The sequence below is a fragment of the Holdemanella porci genome (assembly GCF_019052655.1).
Taxonomy (GTDB): domain Bacteria; phylum Bacillota_I; class Bacilli_A; order Erysipelotrichales; family Erysipelotrichaceae; genus Holdemanella; species Holdemanella hominis.
In genome coordinates, this window is the sequence record NZ_JAHQVB010000149.1 from 1 (window position 1) to 851 (window position 851).

At 36.5% G+C, this 851-nt stretch carries 1 protein-coding gene; it reads left to right on the forward strand.

The window, feature by feature from the left end:
- Positions 1 to 851 (forward strand): UDP-glucose 4-epimerase GalE (gene galE, locus KTQ83_RS11880; protein ID WP_217256953.1); only part of this gene is annotated, 851 nt, incomplete at both ends.

Below are 851 nucleotides of genomic sequence, written 5' to 3' on the forward strand. Positions count from 1 at the left end.
GGATATATTGGTAGTCATATTTGTGTTGAATTATTAGAAAGTGGTCATGATGTTGTCGTGATTGATGATTTCTCAAATTCAAAACCAGATGTGTTGGAATCGATTTATAAAATTACAGGAAAGCATGTTAAATTCTATGAATTTAATGTGTTAGATGAGGAAAAGACTGAATCTGTATTTAAGGAGAATAAATTGGATGCGGTGATTCATTGTTGCGCATTTAAAGCAGTTGGTGAAAGTGTGCAAAAGCCAATTGAGTATTATACAAACAACTTGATGACTACTTTAGTGGTTGCCAAGATGATGAAAAAGTATCATGTTCCAAGTATTGTGTTTAGTTCAAGTGCGACTGTTTATGGAGATCCTGAAGTGGTTCCTTTAACAGAGAATTGCAAGCTTGGTGAAACAACCAATCCATATGGTTCAACAAAAGCGATGATGGAAAGAATTTTAACGGATGTGCAATTCGCCAATCCAGAAATGAGTGTAACTTTACTTCGTTATTTTAATCCCATTGGAGCGCATGAATCGGGTTTGATTGGTGAAAATCCAAAGGGAATCCCCAATAACTTGATGCCTTATATTATGAAGGTGGCTACTGGAGAACTTCCAGAACTCGGTGTATTTGGAGATGATTATGATACACCAGATGGAACGGGTGTTCGTGACTATATTCATGTGGTCGACTTGGCAAAGGGTCATGTATTAGCGATTGAAAAGTACAATACACCAGGTGTACATATTTGTAACTTGGGAACAGGAAAAGGATATAGTGTATTAGATATAGTACATGCCTTTGAAAGAGTGAATGGAATTAAGATTCCTTATGTCATCAAACCAAGACGTCCAGG